Source organism: Microvirga sp. 17 mud 1-3 (assembly GCF_003151255.1).
Taxonomy (GTDB): Bacteria; Pseudomonadota; Alphaproteobacteria; order Rhizobiales; family Beijerinckiaceae; genus Microvirga.
In genome coordinates, this window is the sequence record NZ_CP029481.1 from 2,756,464 (window position 1) to 2,769,246 (window position 12,783).

General features: G+C 65.5%; 10 protein-coding genes. 3 read left to right on the plus strand and 7 right to left on the minus strand.

The genetic code is table 11. The features are described 5' to 3' along the window. Positions 1 to 26: 26 nt before the first annotated feature. Positions 27 to 1,883, minus strand: a complete 1,857-nt coding sequence (locus C4E04_RS13205; protein ID WP_109597974.1) for an ABC transporter ATP-binding protein/permease — start codon at positions 1,881 to 1,883, stop codon at positions 27 to 29. A 162-nt stretch (positions 1,884 to 2,045) separates the two neighbouring features. Further along, positions 2,046 to 3,464, minus strand: coding sequence for a LysM peptidoglycan-binding domain-containing protein (locus tag C4E04_RS21630; protein ID WP_305777679.1), 1,419 nt, complete (start codon positions 3,462 to 3,464; stop codon positions 2,046 to 2,048). A gap of 129 nt (positions 3,465 to 3,593) precedes the next feature. Between C4E04_RS21630 and C4E04_RS13215 the strand changes: the two genes are divergently transcribed. Together C4E04_RS13215 and gltX are read left to right on the plus strand one after the other, a co-directional pair. Beyond that, the gene (locus tag C4E04_RS13215) at positions 3,594 to 4,193 is read left to right on the plus strand and encodes a TIGR00730 family Rossman fold protein (RefSeq protein WP_109597975.1); all 600 of its coding nucleotides are present in this window, start codon (positions 3,594 to 3,596) and stop codon (positions 4,191 to 4,193) included. Between the two features lie 150 nt (positions 4,194 to 4,343). Continuing rightward, on the plus strand, positions 4,344 to 5,684 hold the full coding sequence (gene gltX / locus C4E04_RS13220; protein ID WP_109601109.1) for a glutamate--tRNA ligase: 1,341 nt from the start codon (positions 4,344 to 4,346) through the stop codon (positions 5,682 to 5,684). Positions 5,685 to 5,868: 184 nt separating this feature from the next. Here the strand turns inward: gltX and cimA are convergent, their stop codons facing one another. The 3 genes from cimA to cysS are packed head-to-tail and all read right to left on the minus strand — an operon-like array spanning position 5,869 to position 9,436. After that, on the minus strand, positions 5,869 to 7,464 hold the full coding sequence (gene cimA, locus C4E04_RS13225; RefSeq protein ID WP_109597976.1) for a citramalate synthase: 1,596 nt from the start codon (positions 7,462 to 7,464) through the stop codon (positions 5,869 to 5,871). Beyond that, complete coding sequence (locus C4E04_RS13230; protein WP_109597977.1) at positions 7,461 to 7,970, minus strand: GNAT family N-acetyltransferase; 510 nt, start codon at positions 7,968 to 7,970, stop codon at positions 7,461 to 7,463. Before C4E04_RS13230 ends, cimA begins: the two co-directional genes overlap by 4 nt. Continuing rightward, the gene (gene cysS, locus C4E04_RS13235) at positions 7,970 to 9,436 is read right to left on the minus strand and encodes a cysteine--tRNA ligase (RefSeq protein ID WP_109597978.1); all 1,467 of its coding nucleotides are present in this window, start codon (positions 9,434 to 9,436) and stop codon (positions 7,970 to 7,972) included. The genes C4E04_RS13230 and cysS overlap by 1 nt, the downstream gene beginning before the upstream one ends. Positions 9,437 to 9,726: 290 nt before the next feature. Between cysS and C4E04_RS13240 the strand changes: the two genes are divergently transcribed. Beyond that, entirely contained in the window at positions 9,727 to 10,056 is a 330-nt protein-coding gene (locus C4E04_RS13240) for a hypothetical protein (protein ID WP_109597979.1), read from the plus strand. Positions 10,057 to 10,399: 343 nt separating this feature from the next. Here C4E04_RS13240 and C4E04_RS13245 read toward each other — a convergent pair whose 3' ends face one another. Together C4E04_RS13245 and C4E04_RS13250 are read right to left on the minus strand one after the other, a co-directional pair. Next, positions 10,400 to 12,133 (minus strand): NAD+ synthase, encoded by a 1,734-nt coding sequence (locus C4E04_RS13245; RefSeq protein ID WP_109597980.1) that lies wholly within the window; start codon positions 12,131 to 12,133, stop codon positions 10,400 to 10,402. Positions 12,134 to 12,213: 80 nt separating this feature from the next. Beyond that, the gene (locus tag C4E04_RS13250; RefSeq protein WP_109597981.1) at positions 12,214 to 12,687 is read right to left on the minus strand and encodes a cupin domain-containing protein; all 474 of its coding nucleotides are present in this window, start codon (positions 12,685 to 12,687) and stop codon (positions 12,214 to 12,216) included. Positions 12,688 to 12,783: the final 96 nt, after the last annotated feature.

Below are 12,783 nucleotides of genomic sequence, written 5' to 3' on the forward strand. Positions count from 1 at the left end.
GGGGATGGCAGGGGCGGCGGGATCCGTCAACCCGCCACGCTTTCGCGCTCACGCTCCTCCGCCTCGGCGCGCTTGAGGGTCTCGCGGGCCTCGTCGGCCTCGCGCTGGCGGTTCCACATGGCCGCATAGACCCCGCCCTGGGCAAGCAGGCCCGCATGGGTGCCGCGCTCCACGATGCGCCCGTGATCGAGCACGATGATCTCGTCGGCGCCGATGATCGTGGACAGGCGATGGGCGATCACCAGAGTGGTGCGACCACGGCTGACCCGGTCGAGAGCGTCCTGGATCTCCTTCTCGGTAAAGGAATCGAGGGCCGAGGTCGCCTCGTCCAGCACCAGGATCGGCGGGCCCTTCAGGATCGTGCGCGCGATGGCCACACGCTGCTTCTCGCCGCCCGAGAGTTTCAGGCCGCGCTCACCGACCGGCGTATCATAACCCTCCGGCAGGTGACCGATGAAGCGGTCGATCTGCGCAAGGCGCGCCGCCTCCCTCACCTCCTCGGCGGCAGCATCCCAGCGGCCATACTGGACGTTGTAGCCGATCGTATCGTTGAACAGCACCGTATCCTGCGGGACCATCCCGATGACCTTACGCAGGGACGCTTGCTGCACTTCGGAGATGTTCTGCCCGTCGATGAGGATGCGCCCGCTCGTGGGCTCGTAGAAGCGGAAGAGCAGGCGCGAGATGGTGGACTTTCCGGCGCCCGAGGGGCCCACGATGGCGACCGTGTGGCCGGCCGGCACCTCGAAGCTCACGCCCTTCAGGATCTCCCGCTCGGGATTATAGGCGAAATGCACGTCCTCGAAACGGACTACGCCCTTCGCCACGTGGAGCGGTTTTGCATCCGGCCGGTCCTCGATCTCCGGGTTGCTGTCGAGGATCGTGAACATGTCGTCGATGTCGATGAGAGCCTGCTTGATCTCGCGGTAGAGCATGCCCATGAAATTCAGCGGGATATAGAGCTGCACCAGCATCGCATTGACGAGCACGAAGCTGCCGATGGAGGTCCGCCCCGCCATGATGTCCCGCGCCGCGAGAATCATCACGACGGTCATGCCGATGGTGAAGATGACCGCCTGTCCGGCATTCAGCACCGCGAGCGACGTGTAGGTCTGGGTCGAGGCCTTCTCGAAGCGCTCCATGGACTGGTCGTAGCGGATCGCCTCCCGCGCCTCGGCGCCGAAATACTTCACGGTCTCGTAGTTGAGGAGCGAATCGACCGCCTTCGTGTTGGCGTCCACGTCCGATTCGTTCATCCGCTTGCGGATGGAGATCCGCCATTGCGTCGCCTGATACGTATAGGCGAGGTAGACCACCACCATCACGAAAACGACGAGCGAGTAGAGCCAGTCGAACTGCCAGGCCAGGATGCCGAGCACCATGGCGAATTCGACGATGGTCGGGATCAGGGTGAGCACCGCGAGCCGCGACAATTCCTCGATGCCGTTGCGGCCACGCTCCAGCACGCGGGTCAGGCCGCCGGTCTTGCGCTCCAAGTGAAAGCGCAGGGACAGCCGGTGCATGTGCTCGAAGGTCTGCATGGCGAGCTTGCGGACCGCATGCATGGCGACCTTGGCGAAGAGCCCGTCCCGCACCTGAGTCAGCACGGCCATGAGGATGCGCGTGAAGCCGTAGACCAAGGTCAGGAGAACCGGCGCGCGCCACAGCCACGATCCCGCCGTGGCGGCCGCCTCCGTCCCCTGCTGGCCGGTTCCGGAGACCACTGCCACGAGGGCGTCGGTGGCCCATTTGAACGCGAAGGGCGTGACCATGGTGGCGCCCTTCGCGACCAGAAGGAGCGCGAAGGCCAGAAAAACCCGCATCTGCAGGTCCCGGCGGCCATGGGGCCACAGATAAGGCCAGAGTCGGTTGACCGTGACCATGAAGCCCGGCGTTTTTTTCGCGGCCTCGCGGGGGAGGACGCCGAGGAGGAGGACATTTTTACGAGAATCCGATGACAGTGCCGGATGTCCATATAGGCGATCGGCGGAACGAATTCATCCCGCCGCTTCGCGCCCGCATGTCACCCGGGCGGGTAACCCGCCTCAGTTGGTCTCTCTGGCCTCGTCGGAGGGCAAAACGAAGACCTGGCCGGGATAAATCAGGTCCGGGTCGCGGATCTGCTTCTGGTTGGCGCCGTAGATCACCGTGTAGCGGACGCCGCGGCCATAGATCCGCTGGCTGATCCGCCACAGGCTGTCACCCTTGGACACGATGGCGGTATCGATATTGGGAACGATGACGGTGCTCGGGGTGATCTGCCCCTCCGGAAGGGCCGAGGCGAGGCGGTTGCCGGCACTGGGTGCCGCAACTGCCGGGACGGGAGCCTGTTCGCCGGCCCCCGCCACCTGCGGCGCTGCGCCCGCCTGGTCGGGCCCGGCCTTGGCCTGGGGCTGAGACATGGCTCCCTGGGGAGCCGCGCCTTGCGCAACCTGGGCCGGCGCGGTCTCGACGGGCACATTGAAGCCAACCTCGGCCCGGGACTTCACCTGTCCCGAAACCGGGTCCACATCGTCGAGGCGCACCCGATAATCGCCAGGCTTGACCCCGCTCGCGATCGCAAAGGAGAGCCGGCCGTCCGCCCCTGCGCCGCCGGGCGCCACAAAGGTCTCGTTGAGATAGAGGCGCACCGTGGCGCCGGGCGCGGCCTGTCCGGAAACGTAGAGCCGTCCGGGCTCAGACTCGACGCTCATGATCTTGATCTCGGCACGGGGGGCCGGCTGGGCCGCAGGAGGCGTGGACGCGGCGGGGGTCGGAGCCGGCTGAGCAGCACTTGCTTGGTTCTGGGGTTCGGGCGCGGCAGGGGCCGGCTCGGCGGCTTTGGGGGCCGGAGGCTCGGGATTGGACAGGAGCACCGTCGGCTTGTCGGGCGCCGCCAGAGCTACGAGCGGGCGGCTCTCGCCCGTAATCGCCACTGTCACGCTTTCGCGGGAGCGCTGCCGCGTGCCGTCGGGCGCGATGGATTGGAGCACGATCTGGTGAGAACCGGGCGGGAATGGCGGCGGCGTGATCGCGAAGAGGCCGGAGGCGTCCGCCACGCCGCGGGCATGGACCTGCTCGCCGTTCAGAAGCTCGATCGTCGCTCCAGGCGCGGCGCGGCCCGCGATGACGCTGTCACCGTTGGGCTCCACGCGCACGATGTCGAAGGATGGAGCGACCGGCTCGGAGGGCTTTCCATCTGCGGCGGCCTTGGCGGGAGCGGCAGGCGGCGGAGCGGCCGTGGCCTTTGCCGGTCCCTGGCTTTCGGATGTCTTCTGGGGTTTCGACGGGACAGCCTGAGCCATGTCGGAAGGCTGCGGCGCCTTGTCCCCGGCCTGCTGAGCCGGCGCCGGAGAGGCCGTACCGGCGCCCGCGGGCTTGTCTTGACCGCTCCAGTTCAGCACGCCGAACAGCGCCAGCACGACCGCGATGGCCGTCGCGCCAAGAACGGCGATGGTGCCCCTGCCCAGTTTCTCGTCAGCCATGATGCCTTTGTCTCAATCTGGCACTTTCGTGCATTAAAGCTGTTTATCTTTCAAAAGGCTACGGCCATAAGGAATAACATAATGCCTTACGACTCAACGGGGGCTAGCTCCCATTTTCCCGACGTTCCAATGCCTGCGATCAAATCCATTTGCGTGTACTGCGGCTCCGGTTTCGGAGACGACCCCGTTTTCGCCGAGAATGCGGCGGCATTAGGCCGCGCAATGGCTGAGCAGGACATCAGCCTCGTCTATGGGGGCGGCAATGTGGGCCTCATGGGCACCATCGCGCAATCCGTGCTCGATCATGGCGGCTACGTCACGGGCATCATTCCGGACTTCCTGAAGGCCCGGGAAAGGCTCCTGGAGGCCGTGCAGGAGACCATCACGGTCCCGGATATGCACACCCGCAAGCGCCTGATGTTCGAGAAGGCGGACGCCTTCGTGGCCCTGCCCGGCGGCATCGGCACCCTGGAGGAGCTCGTGGAGCAAATGACCTGGGCGCAGCTAGGGCGGCACACCAAGCCGATCCTAATGCTCAGCACCAAGGGTTTCTGGAAGCCTCTCCTGAGCCTTCTCGCGCACATGCGCAACGAAGGCTTCATCCGCCCGGGCCTCGAGCTCAACTACCTCGTGGCCGAGCAGGTCGAGGACGTAATTCCCATGCTCACGGCCTCAGTCCGCCGCGTAGGCCTCGTGGCCAATGCCGACATGATCGAGCGGCGTTTTTAGCGTTAGCATTTCTTGCGCTGTGGACATCCGGATCACGGACCAGATAGTCACGCTTTGAAGGGCGAATAGCGTAGCGGCAGAGGCTCTCCCTTTCCTCGCGGCCCGGCTGGCCTCTTGCGCTGCCTGCCGCCCTTCGTCATAGGGTTTTTCATGTCAAAGCCCATCGTCCGCTTCGCCCCGTCCCCGACCGGGCACATCCATATCGGCAACACCCGTGTCGCTTTGCTCAACGCGCTCTTCGCGCGCCGGGAGGGCGGCACCTTCGTGCTGAGGTTCGACGACACCGATCTTGCGCGCTCCAAGCAGGAATATGCGGATTCCATCGAGACAGACCTCGCATGGCTCGGCATTCCGCCGGACGTGGTGGTGCGCCAGTCGGAGCGGTTCGACCTCTATGACGATGCGGCAGAGCGCCTGAAGGCGCTCGGGCGCCTCTATGCCTGCTACGAGACCCCGGAGGAGCTGGAATTCCGTCGCAAGCGGCAGCTCGCCCGCGGCCTGCCGCCGATCTACGACCGCGCGGCCCTCAAGCTCACGGACGAGGACCGGGCGAAGCTCGAAGCCGAGGGGCGCCGCCCCCATTGGCGCTTCCGTCTCGACCACGCGACCGTCGCCTGGGACGATCTCGTGCGCGGCCATGCCCACGTGGATTGCGGCTCGCTCTCGGACCCGGTGCTGGTGCGTGAGGATGGGACCTATCTCTACACCCTGCCCTCGGTGGTCGACGACATCGCCCTGAAGATCACGCACGTGATCCGCGGCGAGGACCACGTCACCAATACGGCGGTACAGATCCAGATCTTCGAGGCGCTTGGCGCGAAGGCGCCGCTCTTCGCCCATCACAGCCTGCTCATTACGGCGAGCGGCGAAGGCCTGTCGAAGCGTCTCGGGCACCTCTCGGTCAAGGGTTTGCGCGAAGCCGGGCTCGAGCCGCAGGCTGTCGCGTCGCTCGCGGTCCTCGTCGGCTCCGCCGAGGCAGTCCGGCCGGTGGCCGATCTCGACGAACTCGCCCGCCTCATCGACTTCTCCCATATCTCCCGCGCCCCGGCGAAATTCGACGAGCACGAGCTCGACCAGCTCAATGCCCGCCTGATCCACGAGATGTCCTACGAAACTGCCCGCCCCCGCCTTGCGGCTCTCGGGGCCGATGGGGGCGAGGCATTCTGGCTCGCGGTTCGCGGAAACCTCGGCAAACTGGTGGACGCGGCCGAGTGGTGGACCGTGGTGCAGGGCCCCATCGTGCCCCTCATCACCGACCGGGCCTTCATCGAGGAGGCGCGCCACCTGCTGCCTCCGGAGCCCTGGGACGGAAGCACCTGGAAGACCTGGACCGAGGCCGTGAAGATCGCGACCGGCGTGAAGGGCAAGGCCCTGTTCATGCCCCTGCGCATGGCGCTCACGGGCCTCGACCACGGCCCGGAACTCGGCGCTCTGCTGCCATTGATCGGGCCGGAGCGCGCGAAGGCGCGGCTGTCGGGGGATGCGGCTTAGATAACTGGCCTCATTCCGAGTGCGTTCTTCCGTCATTCCGGGGCCGCGAAAGCGGCGCCCGGAACCCATAAACACCATTGTTTCAGAAGAAAGAGCTGCGATAACTACTGCGCCTCTCTCATAAAGCTCAGCGGTTATGGGTTCCGGGCTCGCCTACGGCGCCCCGGAATGACGGTGCGATGCGCTAAAGCCCCGCGCCGCTCTTCAACAGCTTGTAGACCATCGAATCCGTCAGCGCCTGGAAGGAGGCGTCGATGATGTTCGCCGAGACGCCGATGGTGGACCAGCTGTCGCCCTCGCCGTCCGAGAACTCGATGAGCACGCGGGTCACGGCGTCCGAGCCGCCCTGGTAAATGCGCACCTTATAGTCGATGAGTTCCAGGTCCTGGATCAGGTCCCGGTATTTGCCGAGATCCTTGCGCAGGGCCACGTCGAGGGCGTTGACCGGACCGTTGCCCTCGGCGGCCGAGATCAACACCTCGTCGCCGACCCGCACCTTCACGATGGCTTCCGACGCCGTGACCATCTCGCCGACCGCGTTGAAGCGGCGCTCCACGTTCACCGAGAAGCGCTCCACCTGGAAGAAGGCCGGAACCTCGCCGAGCATCCGCTTGACCAGCACGTAGAAGGAGGCGTCCGCCCCCTCGAACGCGAAGCCCTCCGACTCCTTGCGCTTGACCTCGTCGAGAATGCGCGACACGCGCGGATCGCCCTTCTCGAACGTGAATCCGAGGCGCTTGAGTTCCGCCAGGATGTTGGACTGGCCGCCTTGGTCCGAGACCAGGACCTTGCGCATGTTGCCGATGCTCTCCGGCTCCACATGCTCATAGGTGCGTGGATCCTTCAGCACCGCCGAAGCATGGATGCCGGCCTTGGTCGCGAAGGCGCTGGCGCCCACGAAAGGCGCATGGCGGTTCGGCTGGCGGTTGAGGATCTCGTCCACCTGGCGCGACACATGGGTAAGTTGGTTCAGGGCCTCGTCCGACACGCCGAGGTCGAACCGGGCCGCATAGCCATTCTTGAGCTTCAAAGCGCCAATGAGCGTCACCAGATTGGCGTTGCCGCAGCGCTCGCCGAGGCCATTAAGGGTGCCCTGGATATGGCGCGCGCCCGCCTCGATGGCAGCAAGCGAATTGGCGACCGCGCAACCGCAATCGTCATGGGCGTGGATGCCGAGATGGGCGCCCGGCACGACCTTGGCGACCTCCGACACGATGGCGCTCACCTCGTGGGGCAGCGTGCCGCCATTGGTGTCGCAGAGCACGACCCAGCGGGCCCCGGACTCGTAAGCCGTCCTGGCGCAGGCGAGCGCGTAATCCGGATTGGCCTTGTAACCGTCGAAGAAGTGCTCGCAATCGACGATCACCTCACGGCCCTTCTCGCGCGCAGCCGCGACGCTGTCGCGGATTCCCGCGAGGTTCTCGTCGAGGGTCGTCTCCAGCGCCACATGGACGTGATAGTCCCAGGACTTGGTGACGAAGCAGATCGCATCGGCCTCAGCATCGAGCAGCGCCGCGACGCCGGGATCGTTGGCGACTGAGCGGCCAGGCCGCTTCGTCATGCCGAAGGCCGTGAACTTCGCGCCCTTGGTGCGCTTCTCGGAGAAGAACTCCGTGTCGAGGGGGTTCGCGCCCGGATAGCCGCCCTCCACATAGTCGACGCCGATCCGGTCGAGGAGGCCCGCCACCGCGCGCTTGTCCTCCAGCGAGAAGTCGACACCCGTGGTCTGCGCGCCGTCGCGCAGAGTCGTGTCGAAGAGATAGACGCGTTCGCGGGTCATGACGAAGGGGTCCGGGCCTCGGATGGGGCGAGGTGCTTTTCCATGGTGGTATTGGCGACCCATTCGTCGCCGAGCGGGATGGTGTTCCGGCGCTGGGACGTGAAGCCGCGACGCTCGAAGAACGTCCGCGCCGTGTCGCTTGCATCGACCGTGAGGCGCGTCGCCCCGCGGGCCTGGGCCAGCTTCTCGACAGCATCGTAGAGCATGGCCGCGACGCCCTGCCCGGCTACGGCAGGATGGACATAGAGAAAGTCCACATGCTCGTTGTTCTTGAGGCACGCGAAGCCGACTGGCGAGCCGCCCAGGGTGGCGAGCAGGGTCAGGCCCTCCGCGAGGCGTTTGCCAAAATTCTCGTCGTCGGCAAGCGCCGCCCAGGCCTCACGCTGCGCTTCGCTGTAATCCTCCTCCGCAAGCTCCATGACGCTTGCCTGATAGATGTCGACGAGCCTCGGAAGGTCGCCGGGCAGGAAAGGCCGCAGGGCCGGTTTCGGCAGAGACTGTCCCATCAGCGTGCGACCTCCCAGGTGGTGGTGCCGTCCTTGTTGTCCTTCACGACGACGTTGAGGGCGGCGAGCTCGTCGCGGATGCGGTCGGACTCGGCCCAGTTCTTGGCGGCGCGGGCCTCCTTGCGGGCGGCGATCAGTGCCTCGACGGCCGCGGGATCGACCGCGAGCGAGGCCTGTCGGCGAGCCTTCCAGGCTCCCAGTGTGTCCGACAGGAAGCCCATGGCGCGAAGGTTCGCTCCAAGCTCCTCGTGCGCCCCCTGTCCGTCGAGGGCATGCAGCTCCGCGATCATGCGCGGCGTGTTGAGGTCGTCGGCCAGGGCCTCCGCCACCGCGGGCGAGAAGGACGCGCCCTCCCCCTGGGCGATGCCATACCAGCGGTCGAGCGTTTTCTCGCTCTCCTCCAGGCCCCGCACCGTCCAGTCGATGGGCTGGCGGTAATGGGTGCGCAGCATGTTGAAGCGCAGCACCTCGCCGGGCCAGTCCTTCAACAGGTCGTGGATCGTGAGGAAGTTGCCGAGGGACTTCGACATCTTCTCGCTTTCCACCTGCAGGAAGCCGTTGTGCATCCACACATTCGCCATGCGCGGCATGTCGAAGGCGCAGCACGATTGCGCGATTTCGTTCTCGTGGTGCGGGAAGACGAGATCGATGCCGCCGCCATGGATATCGAAGGTTTCGCGCTCCGCCGGATCGTCGCAAGACAGACGGGTCTCGAACGCCTTGATCAGGTGCTGCCACGCCATGGCCGAGCACTCGATGTGCCAGCCCGGACGGCCGGGCGTCGCGATGCCGGCGGGCGAAGGCCAGGCGGGATCCTGCGACCCGGAAGGCTTCCACAGGACGAAATCCATGGGGTCGCGCTTGTAGGGCGCCACGTCCACCCGCGCGCCCGAAAGAAGCTCGTCGAGGGAGCGCTTGGAGAAGGCGCCGTATTGCGGCACGTTCGGGAGCTTCTGCATCGCGGCCACGCTGAAGAGCACGTGCTCCTCGGCCACATAGGCGGCACCGCGCGCGATCAGCCGCTCGATGATCATGCGCATCTCGTCGATATGCTCGGTAGCCCGGGGCTCGACGAAACGGGGTGGCTCACCGGGCTCGTTCACGTCATCGGGCATCAGCACGCCGAGAGCCCGGATATCGGCATGGAACTGCGCCTCGGTCTTCTGCGTGACAAGGCGGATCGCCTCGTTATGGGGCAGGTCCGGATAGTCCCGCACGGCGCGCGCGTTGATCTTGTCGTCCACATCCGTGATGTTGCGCACATACGTCACCGCCCCCGCGCCGTAGACATGCCTCAGGAGGCGGAACAGAAGGTCGAAGACGATGATGGGGCGCGCATTGCCGATATGGGCATAGTCGTAGACGGTGGGGCCGCACACGTAGAGGCGCACGTTCTTCGGGTCGATGGGGACGAAATCGTCCTTCGACCGGGTCAGCGTGTTGTAGAAGCGAAGCTTCGCCGCCATGAAACCATATCCCTTCGGGCCGCAGGCCGGAGAATGGTTTCGATCTTGGAATGAGAACGAGACGGCTCCAGCCAGCGGGTGAGCTAGCTGCAAATAATCCCGGAAATGAGGATCGCTGCCGTTTTCATGCCTTGATCAATGCCCTCTTGCCGCGACTTCGTCAAGGTTCCCTCCCGTTAGGCATAAATTATTTGCATTCTTGCAGGAAACACCCATGAGGGCACCGCGTTAGCGGAATATTCATGTCCCTTCGTGACAATGGTTCACGAGTTTCAAGTAGTGAGGTCTACATGCGCCGCGCATATGCCATGCTCGGGTTGGGTACTGCTATGTTCGTGGCTGCGACCACGTCGCTGACGCTTCTTCCCAACGACACCCAGGCCTCCTCCACCGAAGCCACCTTCATCGTGCCTGCCGCGGACGGCTACGGCGTCGCCGAGTGCCTGATTTCCGGCCAGACCTGCGGGCAGGCCGTGGCCGATACCTGGTGCGAGGCACAGGGCTACGCCCGGGCCCTCTCCTTCCGCCAGACCACCCCCGACGAGATCACCGGGTCCGTTCACAAGGTCTCCCTGGAGACCGGCGACCTGCAGCCGGTCGCGATCACCTGCGCAAACTGATCCGAGCGCATCGTTCCACTTCACTCCCGGGAGGCTTAAGATGCGCCACCGTCATTCCGGATTGCCGTCAGGCAAGTCCGGAACCCATAGCCGCTGACAGTACAGGATGGAGTACCACGGCTGCCGTCGCTCTCTATCCTCTACAGACGATGTTTATAGGTTCCGGGCTCCGCTGACGCGGCCCCGGAATGACGCGGAAAGCACTACCTGCTCTCCGCCCTCCTTGTGGGAAGGGAAACCCGTCGCGCCCCGTCGCCGTCGCGCGTAACCTCCCCGGCGCCCCTCTCCCTTCAAACACCAGTGCAAAGGCAGGGATCCCCAGCACAAGGCTGGGGGATGAGGATCACACGTCCACGGAGGCTTGGCGCGGCTTGCCGATGGCGCGCTCCAGGGCTTCGTCGGGGCGGTGGGCGACAAGGCCCTGGTCCCGGAAACGGTTGACGATGGGATAGCGGCGGTCGCGGCCGAAGTTCTTGCGCGTCACCTTCACGCCGGGGGCGGATTGGCGACGCTTGTATTCCGCAATGTAAAGCAGCCGCTCGACCTTCTTCACGGTCTCCAGGTCATGGCCCTTGGCGACGATCTCTGACACCCGTAGCTCATCTTCCACGAGACCGCGGAGGATGTCGTCGAGCACCGGATAGGGCGGCAGCGAATCCTGGTCCGTCTGGTTCTCGCGCAGTTCCGCGCTCGGGGCCTTGGAGAGGATGTTCTCGGGGATCACGACCCCGTCCGGCCCCAGCGCCCCCTTCGGCTTCCAGCGGTTGCGCAGGGCCGAGAGACGATAGACCTCCATCTTGTAGAGGTCCTTGATCGGGTTGAAGCCGCCATTCATGTCGCCGTAGAGGGTGGCATAGCCCACCGACATTTCGGACTTGTTGCCGGTGGTCACCACCATGGGACCGAACTTGTTCGAGATCGACATGAGAATGGTGCCGCGGGCGCGGCTCTGGAGGTTCTCCTCCGTGATGTCCCGCTCCCGGCCGGCGAAGAGCGGCTGCAACAGGGCCTCGAACCCTTCCACAGCCGGAGCGATCGGCACCGTGTCGTAGCGGACGCCGAGTGCCTTCGCGCAGGCCTCCGCGTCCTGGAAGGATTCGCTCGATGTGTAGCGGTAAGGCAGCATGATGCAATGGACGCGGTCCGCCCCCAGAGCGTCGACCGCCATGGCGGCGCAGATAGCCGAGTCGATGCCGCCCGAAAGCCCGAGCACCACGCCCGGGAAACGGTTCTTCTCCACGTAGTCGCGCAGGCCCAGCACGCAGGCGGCGTAATCCGCCTCGTCGCCCTCCTCCACGGTGACGAGCGGCGCCTCCCGGCAGGCCCAACCCTCTTCGCCCTTCTCCCAGACCGTGAGAGCGACCGTCTCCTCGTAGGCCGGGAGCTGGCAGACCATCGCGCAATCGGCGTTGAGCACGAAGGAGGCACCGTCGAAGACGAGTTCGTCCTGCCCGCCGATCTCGTTGAGATAAACCATCGGCAGACCGGTCTCGGTGACCCGTGAGGCCGCGATGTTGAACCGCTCCTCGGTCTTGCCCCGCCAATAGGGCGAGCCGTTCGGCACAAGCAGGATCTCGGCGCCGGTCTCGGCCAGGCACTCCACCACGTCCCCGGACCAGATGTCCTCGCAGATCGGAAGGCCGAGGCGGATGCCGCGGAAATTCACCGGCCCAGGCAGCGGGCCCGGCTCGAAGATCCGCTTCTCGTCGAAGACGCCGTAATTGGGCAGGTCCACCTTGAAGCGCACGCTGATGCTGCCCTGGTCGAGCAGCGCATAGGCGTTGTAGAGATTGCCGTTGTCCCGCCAGGGAAGCCCGATCAGCATGGCCGGCCCGCCATCGGCCGTCTCGTGGGCGAGGCGCTCCAGCGCGGCCCTGCAGACATCCTGGAAGGCGGGCTTGAGAACCAGATCCTCGGCCGGGTAGCCGGCGAGGAACAGTTCGGTGAACATCACGATATCCGCGCCGAGCCGGGCCGCTTCCGCACGGGCGGAGCGGGCCTTCTCCTCGTTGCCGGCGACATCGCCGACGATGGGATTGAGCTGCGCGAGGGCGATCTTGAGACGGTTCTGAGCCATGGCTCCTCGCATGTAGCGCGCAGGTCCCGGCTCAGCAATCCGCCGCTGGAGCTTTCCTCCGGAGCTTTGCGGCTTCGGGCCTAACGAGCCGGCTCATGAGCAAGCAGGAATTCCAGCCCGTTCCGGCGCCCGATCTCCAGCAGGCGCGGAATGTCCGGCTCGCCCTCAGGTGCAGGCAGCTCCCGCGTTCCGGCGGGCATCGGGTCGCCGGCCTCCCGGAAGAACCCGTCATGAGCGCGGCCCGGCGCGTTGATGATCAACAGCCGCCCCGGTGCCTCCCCGACATTCTTGAATGCGTGAACGGCCCCGTTCGGGACTTTCACGAAATCTCCGGCGGCTGCCGTGACGGTCTCGTCACCGACGAGGAATTCGAACGCACCTTCGAGCACGTAGAAAGCCTCATCGTCGGAAGGATGCCGGTTCGGCGGCGTGCCTGCGCCGGGCGCCGTCAGGGTTTCGACGAGGCAATAGGCGCCGCCCGTATCCGGGCTGCGGGCATGGAAGCGCAGGAGATTTCCAAGGAGATGGTAGGTGTCGGTCTCGGTGCCGGTCATGGCGGAACCCTTTTGATGGCGGATCGGGATACACACACCAACTTGAACGAACGAGACGAAGATATCATAATGAGACACACGTCTCAAGAAGCACGC

Coding starts and splice junctions, on each gene's coding strand:
- C4E04_RS13205 (WP_109597974.1), bottom strand. CDS start 1,883: ATGGTCACGGTCAACCGACTCTGGCCTTATCTGTGGCCCCATGGCCGC.
- C4E04_RS21630 (WP_305777679.1), bottom strand. CDS start 3,464: ATGGCTGACGAGAAACTGGGCAGGGGCACCATCGCCGTTCTTGGCGCG.
- C4E04_RS13215 (WP_109597975.1), top strand. CDS start 3,594: ATGCCTGCGATCAAATCCATTTGCGTGTACTGCGGCTCCGGTTTCGGA.
- gltX (WP_109601109.1), top strand. CDS start 4,344: ATGTCAAAGCCCATCGTCCGCTTCGCCCCGTCCCCGACCGGGCACATC.
- cimA (WP_109597976.1), bottom strand. CDS start 7,464: ATGACCCGCGAACGCGTCTATCTCTTCGACACGACTCTGCGCGACGGC.
- C4E04_RS13230 (WP_109597977.1), bottom strand. CDS start 7,970: ATGGGACAGTCTCTGCCGAAACCGGCCCTGCGGCCTTTCCTGCCCGGC.
- cysS (WP_109597978.1), bottom strand. CDS start 9,436: ATGGCGGCGAAGCTTCGCTTCTACAACACGCTGACCCGGTCGAAGGAC.
- C4E04_RS13240 (WP_109597979.1), top strand. CDS start 9,727: ATGCGCCGCGCATATGCCATGCTCGGGTTGGGTACTGCTATGTTCGTG.
- C4E04_RS13245 (WP_109597980.1), bottom strand. CDS start 12,133: ATGGCTCAGAACCGTCTCAAGATCGCCCTCGCGCAGCTCAATCCCATC.
- C4E04_RS13250 (WP_109597981.1), bottom strand. CDS start 12,687: ATGACCGGCACCGAGACCGACACCTACCATCTCCTTGGAAATCTCCTG.